The organism is Ancylomarina sp. (assembly GCF_041555295.1).
Lineage (GTDB): Bacteria > Bacteroidota > Bacteroidia > Bacteroidales > Marinifilaceae > Ancylomarina.
Map to the genome: position 1 here is coordinate 1 of NZ_JBFFKR010000170.1, position 7,563 is coordinate 7,563.

A 7,563-nucleotide genomic window follows, 5' to 3' on the forward strand; every position below is an offset into this window, starting at 1 on the left:
CTTGTATCATGCCTCACTATTTAGATAATCCATTTTATTTACTTATTTTTGCAGTTCCTTAAAACCAATCCGATTAGATAATGATTTCTGAATCAGAATATGATGATATACGTCCTTATTGCGACTCCGAAGTGTCGGAAGTAATAGAACGACTAATTAAGAATGACGATTTTTTAAAATTTGCTTTACAATTATTCCCCGATTTATCTCGAGAAAAAATTGAAGGTAGTTTGTCACAGGTAAAAACGGTTGACGATTTTCAGTCGATGTTTATAGTCCCCTTGGCGAATAATATCATAAAAAATACGACAAAAGGAATCAGTATCGAAGGATTAGATAAATTGGATAATAACGAGAGTTACCTTTTTATATCAGATCACCGAGATATTATTCTGGATTCTGCTCTTCTGAATATTCTGTTATATCGAAATGGTTTTTCAACAACTGAAATTGCGATCGGATCTAATTTATTGATCAAACCGTGGATTAGCGACTTGGTAAAGCTTAATAAAAGTTTTGTTGTCAAGCGAAATTCGTCGGTGCGTGATATGTTGGTGAATTCGAATCATCTATCATCATATATTGGACATGCTATAAACACGAAGAAATCTTCGGTTTGGATTGCACAGCGTGAGGGAAGAACAAAGGATGGTGACGATAGAACACAACAAAGCTTATTAAAGATGTTACAGATGAGTGGTAATAAAACCTTCTCTGAGCATTTTAAAGATTTAAGAATTGTTCCTGTTGCTATTTCATATGAGTATGAGCCATGCGATGCTTTAAAGTCACGCGAACGTTTCTTGAAAGAAACTGACGAGGGCTATAAGAAAACTCCAAAGGACGATCTATTAAGTATGCTTAGGGGACTGACTAATGAAAAAGGGCGTGTTCATTTTAGAGTTGGGAAGCCAATTTCGAAGATGCTTGATGTGATAGAAGAAATGGATGATAGTCGTGATAAGCTTAAAGCTTTGGCTGATTTGATTGACTATAAGATTCATAAAAACTTCAAACTTTGGCCTGATAACTATATTGCTTTTGATATTTTGAATAAGACTGACGAATATCAAGATAAATATACGGATGAGGAAAAGGAATTATTCTTAAAACATATGGACAAGAAGTTGGGAACTGTTGATGTTGACCATGAAAGACTTAGGGAGATTTTCTTTGAAATATATGCTAATCCAGTGAAAAATCAGATAGAGTTAACAAAGCCTGATTTTATACTAGATAACCAATAAGATTTAATTGATTACGAATACCAATAATAATAAGGATGAAACTAATTAAATTTCTTTTGATAATGTCTACCTTCCTAATTATGGTAGCAAGTGTTTTAAACCTTCTACATTCAACAGGAGAATCTGGAGACAAAACAGGTATTTATATTGAAGTGGTTGTGATGTTTATATTAACGCTAACCATGGTTCTTGTAAATAACCTGGAAAAGAAAATAAAGGATTTGGAGCAAGATAAGTAAAGCTCTAATTTTGTTTTATCAAGTAATAGAATTGAAATGATAAAGTTTAAACGACATATAAAGGTTGATGGTGAGGTTTTTGAAACCTGGATGGGACTGGAGATTAAGAAAAAAGGTGGAAGACCTAATATTGGTATTTATTACTATACCGATGATCCCGATTTGGAAATGAGCGAGCATCATTTGATTAAAGCTAATTTTCAAAGTAAGGATGAGGCAGTAAAGCACGGTTGTTTATTTATGCGAGGTATGTATAAAGATATGATTAAGCGTGAACAAGGCCTTGTCAATAAAAAAGAGGACAAAGAAGATATGGACTTTTAGGTTCAATCTGTTAGATATTTCAAAACCATCGGATTTTTATCCGATGGTTTTTTTATGCAATGGATTTAGCTATTTGTTGAAAATAAAAAAGGCCATCTCTTGAGAGATGGCCTTTGCAATATAATATGAGTTTAAGAATTATTTCATCTTAATCTCGCGTAATGCTAAGTTTAACTCAACCAATTGTGCATCTGATACTGTAGATGGAGAATCAATCATGACATCCCGACCCGAATTGTTTTTAGGGAAAGCAATGACGTCACGGATAGATTCGATACCAGCAAATAGTGAAGCTAAACGGTCAAATCCGAAAGCAATACCACCATGAGGAGGTGCACCATATTTGAATGCATTCATTAGGAAACCAAATTGCTCTTGAGCTTCTTCATCGGTAAAACCTAAATGCTTAAACATTTGAGCTTGAAGATCTGTGTCGTGAATACGAATAGAACCGCCACCAATCTCAACACCATTAATAACCAAATCGTAAGCATTAGCACGAACAGCACCTGGATCAGACTCCAATAAGTGAAGATCTTCTTTCTTAGGAGATGTAAATGGATGGTGCATGGCGTGGAAACGCTTATTGTCTTCATCCCACTCCAATAGAGGGAAATCTACAACCCAAAGTGGAGAGAATTTCTCGTTATCTTTTAATCCAAGTTGAGAACCCATTTCAAGACGCAACTCAGAAAGCTGAGGAAGCGTTGTGTTACGATCACCAACAAGAACTAACAATAAGTCACCTGGCTTAGCATTACATGCCTCAGCCCACTTCTGTAGGTGTTCAGTAGAGTAGAATTTATCTACAGATGATTTGAAAGAACCATCCTCGTTATATTTCACGTAAACCAGACCTTTAGCACCAATTTGTGGTTTTTTCACAAAATCAGTTAGCTTATCCAATTGCTTACGTGTATAAGTAGCACAACCTGTCGCACAGATTGCTCCAATATATTCAGCATCATCAAATACTTTGAAATCATTTCCTTTAGCAATAACGCTTAGGTCAACAATTTTCATATCGAAACGTATGTCAGGCTTATCGTTACCATAGTAAGTCATGGCATCAGCATAGTCCAACTTTGGGAAGTCGAAGTTTAACTCAACATTCTTCAATTTCTTGAATAAGTGCTTCGTTAGGCTTTCGAAAGTATTTAAGATATCATCTTGTTCTACGAATGCCATCTCGCAATCAATCTGAGTAAACTCAGGCTGACGGTCAGCACGAAGGTCTTCGTCGCGGAAACATTTTACAATTTGGTAATAACGGTCGAAACCAGAAATCATCAACAATTGTTTGAATACCTGAGGTGATTGTGGCAAAGCATAAAACTCACCTGGATTCATACGCGATGGTACAATAAAGTCACGAGCTCCTTCTGGAGTAGACTTAATCAATGCTGGCGTTTCAGTTTCAATAAAATCCAGTTGATCAAGGAAATTACGAATCTCGATACCCATCTTATGACGAGTAATTAAGTTTTCACGAACACAGTTACGACGTAAATCAAGGTAACGATACTTCATTCTTAGCTCGTCTCCACCGTCCGTGTTATCTTCGATAGTAAATGGAGGTGTAATAGACTTACTCAATACTTCAAGCTTGTCAGCAATGATCTCAATATCTCCAGTTGGGATTTTTGAGTTTTTACTTTGACGTTCATGAATGGTTCCAGTAATTGAAACAACAAATTCACGGCCTAATTTTCTAGCCTGAGCACATAGCTCTGGATTGGTTTCCATGTCGAAAACAAATTGAGTAATACCATAACGATCACGAAGATCGACAAAGGTCATTCCTCCCAAGTCACGAGCTTTTTGTACCCAACCACTAAGGGTTACAGTTTCTTTTATATTCTGAATTCTTAATTCACCACAAGTATGAGTTCTATACATCTTATTCCTATTTTATTAACTTTGCGAAAATACTAAGTTTTTGTGAATTAGTATAGATTTTTTTTGAAATAGGGCAGGCTTTTGCATTTTATCTTGTTTAGAGACAAAACTGTAGCTCTTTTTTTAATTCGATTAGTAACATTCAACAATAATAATTCTTTATTTATAGCATCTTATGGGAGAAATGATCAATCCATTTTCAGACGAATATTTTATGAAGCAAGCTTTGGAAGAAGCGCATAAAGCTTTTGATGAGGACGAAATTCCTGTGGGAGCTATTGTTGTATGTAATAATCGAATTATTGCAAGAGCTCACAATTTAACGGAACGCTTAAACGATGTCACCGCTCATGCTGAGATGCAGGCTATTACGGCTGCTGCAAATTATTTGGGAGGTAAGTATTTAAAGGATTGCACTCTATATGTGACATTAGAACCTTGTAATATGTGTGCTGGTGCCTTAGCTTGGTCACAAATAAGTCGTATTGTTTATGGTGCAAGCGATAAGAAAAGAGGTTATACAGCATTCTCACCTTCACCATTGCATCCAAGAACCGATCTAGTAACGGGTGTTTTAGAGGAAGAGAGCGCTAGTTTGGTAAAGCTTTTTTTTCAGAAGAAAAGGTAAGGTGTGTTATTTTATGATCCCTAATTTTGAAACACCAATCAAAAGCATTAATTTAGCAAACTGAAAATCCTAGAAGAAGTAATTAGGGGTTTTATTAGGGGTAATTTAACCTTTTACCATTTTAGGATCACTACAATCCAACCATTTATATCATCCATCTCTTTTCGTTGAAAGTGTTTATAATCTTTTGTAGATTTGTGTATTATTGTACAATATATTCTGTAATAGATTGTTTTAGGAACTACATTTTTAATAATAAAACATTAAAAAAAAGATATTATGAGCGCGCATAACGAGGCTAAAATGGGTGATATTGCAGAAACAATTCTATTACCTGGAGATCCATTAAGAGCAAAATATATTGCAGACAATTTTCTAGAAGATGTGGTTTGTTATAACAAGGTGAGAAATATGTTAGGTTTCACTGGAACCTATAAAGGAAAACGTATTTCTGTACAAGGAACTGGTATGGGTGTGCCTTCAATTGGTATTTATACTCACGAGTTAATCACTCAATATGGTGTTAAGAATGTGATTCGCATTGGAACCTGTGGTTCCTTTAATCACGATGTGAAGGTGTTTGATGTGATTCTTGCTATGACTTCTTGTACAGATTCAGCAATGAACAAAAACCTTTTCAGAGGGATGGACTATGCGCCATGTGCTGATTTTGGTTTGTTGACCGATGCACACCAGTCAGCCAAAGAACAAGGTGTTAATATTAAAGTTGGAGCAACTCTAACTTCAGATATCTTTTATCACGACTTAGATAATAATCCAGAGCCATTTAAAATTTGGGCTGACTATGGCGTACTAGCTGTAGAAATGGAAGCCACTGCTTTATATACAATCGCTGCTCGTCATAAGGCTAAAGCATTAGCGATTTTGACTGTAAGCGATCATATTTTAACAGGAGAAGAAACAACCGCTGAAGAGCGCCAAACATCATTGAATACAATGATTACAATTGGATTGGAAACTGCAATCAAGCAATAATTTTAGATCAGATTCGATTGCATTACAAAAGGAGAAACTTGGGGGTTTCTCCTTTTTTTATACCCTGAACTGAAATGCTTAGCCTAACCAGGTTTTAAACTCTTTCACTCTTTCCCGACTCACGATAATTTCATCCTGTTGATAGTTGTTCATTTTAATTTTCAGGCGACTGTTTGAATACGCTAAAATATCCTTTATCGAATCGATATTGATGTAATATTTCCGACTGACCCTGAAGAATACAAGTGGGTCGAGTAATTCTTCCAATTGTTCCAGCGAGTTATCTATGGGGTAGCTTCGTCCTGTTTTTGTATAAATGAAACTGGCTTTATTCTCACTGTAAAAACATTCCACATCTTCTGTTTTGATACTTCGGATATGTTGCCCCACTTTTACCGTAAACCGCTCCTTGTAATTATTCTGATACGATGATAAAAGCTGCTTGATTTGTTCCATCGGTATGGAGGAATGCTGCTCTTCCTTTGCAGGATTGAAATGCTTGTATTTTTTGATTGAGTTTTCCAGTGCATCCTTATCTATGGGCTTGAGTAAATAGTCGATGCTATTCAGCTTGAAAGCTTTTAAAGCATATTGATCGTAAGCTGTTGTGAAAATAATGCAGGATGTTATTTCCATCTGCTCAAATATTTCAAAGCTCAAGCCATCGGAAAGTTGAATGTCCAGAAAAATTAATTCGGGTTGCTCATTTTCTCTGAACCACTCTTTAGCTTTGGCAACCGAGTGGAGCGTTTTCATTACACTGAGACCTTCAGTATTCAACATGCGTTCCAATCTGCGTGCTGCAGGTTTCTCATCTTCTATTATGACTATATTCATTGCAATTAATTGGGGATAAGGGGAAGTTTAACACAAAACTGTTCTGGTGTTTCTTCTATAATAACATCAGTATCAGTGAAATATTTGTAACGTGCTTTAATATTCTCCAAACCCAAATTGTGAGACCTTTGAATTGTATTCTTTTTATTAATTGTATTGCTAACTATTAAAAAATCCCCTTGAGTTTCGATCTTAATAAATATTGGCTTTTCATCGGATATTGCGTTGTGTTTAAAAATATTTTCAAGTAAAATCTGAAGAGCCAAAGGAATAGTTAAATAATTATTACTCGCATAATTAATGTGTGTATTTAAAGTAACACCTTTTTCGAATCGTATCTTTTGCAAGAAAATGTACTGATCTGCAAAGTTCAATTCTTCTTCTAAACTAACCAATTCTTTATCCTTCTGATCTAGTACATAGCGATAAATATGCGATAAGCGGGAAATAAATTTTTGAGCTGTGGCAGGATTTTCATCTACCAAAGAAGAAAGAACGTTCAAACTGTTGAATAAAAAATGTGGATCGACCTGATTTTTTAAGGCTTCGTATTGGGAGGCAATATTCTGATTCTCCAATAAAGCTTTTTGTGTTAAAGCAATTTTTAATTCTTGCATGGAGCCTTTAGCATGAAAAAATGTAGCAATACCCAATGACAATACGATGTAGAAAAGATGCATCCACAAATAACGACCTTTGAAGAAATGCTCGAAAGGAATATTTTTAAGTTTCACTAACAAGTAATAATCGATAAGTAGAACAACTGTTACAACATAAACGACAGTGATAACAATTCCCAAAACAAGACGTTTCTTTCCCTGTGTTTGCCAATTATATTTCCAATCTAAGAATGTGGAAATCATACTGCAGCCCATAGCTAATCCGAAACAGTACATCACCGAAATAATAATGGAAGCATAGAAAATATTCCAATTAAGTCTGTTGAGCATGATTAGTAGTGTAATTACGATTGATATGAGTGTCAATTGTAATGACAACTTTAGATCTTTCTTTAATCTAATTTTTAATTCGCTAGTTTGCATTTTGTGCTTTAAGTAATAAACTTGCCCTTTCTTTTCCCCACATTGGGTAAAAGGCTGAAGGTGCTTTAAAGTTATCAAACTTTTTTAATGATGTTTTTATCATCTCATAAAAGGGCTTGGTGTCTTGCCCGAAGAGTTTTGCCATATTGATTTGATATTCGGCTAATAAATAAAGTGGACGTGGATTATTGGTGTCTAATTGTATGGCTGTTCGGTAATCTTTTATGATTGAGGCGGATAATTTTTGTCCATTATTCATCTGATCTAAAGTCACCCATGCTGTATTGATTAGTGCTTGTAAACAAAAAAGTTCTGAGTTATGACTTGATATTTTCTTTGCCTTATCGAGA

9 protein-coding genes are annotated in these 7,563 nt (G+C 35.1%); 5 read left to right on the forward strand and 4 right to left on the reverse strand.

The annotated features are described in order from the left end of the window. The first annotated feature begins 80 nt into the window (after positions 1-80). The 3 genes from ABY905_RS11665 to ABY905_RS11675 are packed head-to-tail and all read left to right on the forward strand — an operon-like array spanning position 81 to position 1,810. Entirely contained in the window at positions 81-1,247 is a 1,167-nt protein-coding gene (locus ABY905_RS11665; RefSeq protein WP_372644007.1) for a 1-acyl-sn-glycerol-3-phosphate acyltransferase, read from the forward strand. Positions 1,248-1,282: 35 nt separating this feature from the next. After that, positions 1,283-1,486, forward strand: a complete 204-nt coding sequence (locus ABY905_RS11670; protein ID WP_372644010.1) for a hypothetical protein — start codon at positions 1,283-1,285, stop codon at positions 1,484-1,486. A gap of 36 nt (positions 1,487-1,522) precedes the next feature. Beyond that, entirely contained in the window at positions 1,523-1,810 is a 288-nt protein-coding gene (locus ABY905_RS11675; protein ID WP_372644013.1) for a hypothetical protein, read from the forward strand. A gap of 138 nt (positions 1,811-1,948) precedes the next feature. Here the strand turns inward: ABY905_RS11675 and aspS are convergent, their stop codons facing one another. Then, positions 1,949-3,709 (reverse strand): aspartate--tRNA ligase, encoded by a 1,761-nt coding sequence (gene aspS / locus ABY905_RS11680; protein ID WP_372644016.1) that lies wholly within the window; start codon positions 3,707-3,709, stop codon positions 1,949-1,951. A gap of 175 nt (positions 3,710-3,884) precedes the next feature. Between aspS and ABY905_RS11685 the strand changes: the two genes are divergently transcribed. Continuing rightward, positions 3,885-4,337, forward strand: a complete 453-nt coding sequence (locus ABY905_RS11685; protein ID WP_372644019.1) for a nucleoside deaminase — start codon at positions 3,885-3,887, stop codon at positions 4,335-4,337. 279 nt (positions 4,338-4,616) lie between these two features. After that, positions 4,617-5,333: a purine-nucleoside phosphorylase gene (gene deoD, locus ABY905_RS11690; protein ID WP_372644021.1), complete on the forward strand. Its 717-nt coding sequence runs from the start codon at positions 4,617-4,619 to the stop codon at positions 5,331-5,333. 78 nt (positions 5,334-5,411) lie between these two features. Here deoD and ABY905_RS11695 read toward each other — a convergent pair whose 3' ends face one another. The 3 genes from ABY905_RS11695 to ABY905_RS11705 all read right to left on the reverse strand — a co-directional run. After that, complete coding sequence (locus ABY905_RS11695) at positions 5,412-6,170, reverse strand: LytR/AlgR family response regulator transcription factor (protein ID WP_372644023.1); 759 nt, start codon at positions 6,168-6,170, stop codon at positions 5,412-5,414. Positions 6,171-6,175: 5 nt separating this feature from the next. After that, a complete protein-coding gene (locus ABY905_RS11700; RefSeq protein ID WP_372644026.1) occupies positions 6,176-7,120 on the reverse strand; it encodes a sensor histidine kinase in 945 nt (314 codons plus the stop codon). An 82-nt stretch (positions 7,121-7,202) separates the two neighbouring features. After that, the coding region (locus ABY905_RS11705; RefSeq protein ID WP_372644028.1) for a hypothetical protein at positions 7,203-7,563 on the reverse strand (361 nt) is incomplete at its 5' end.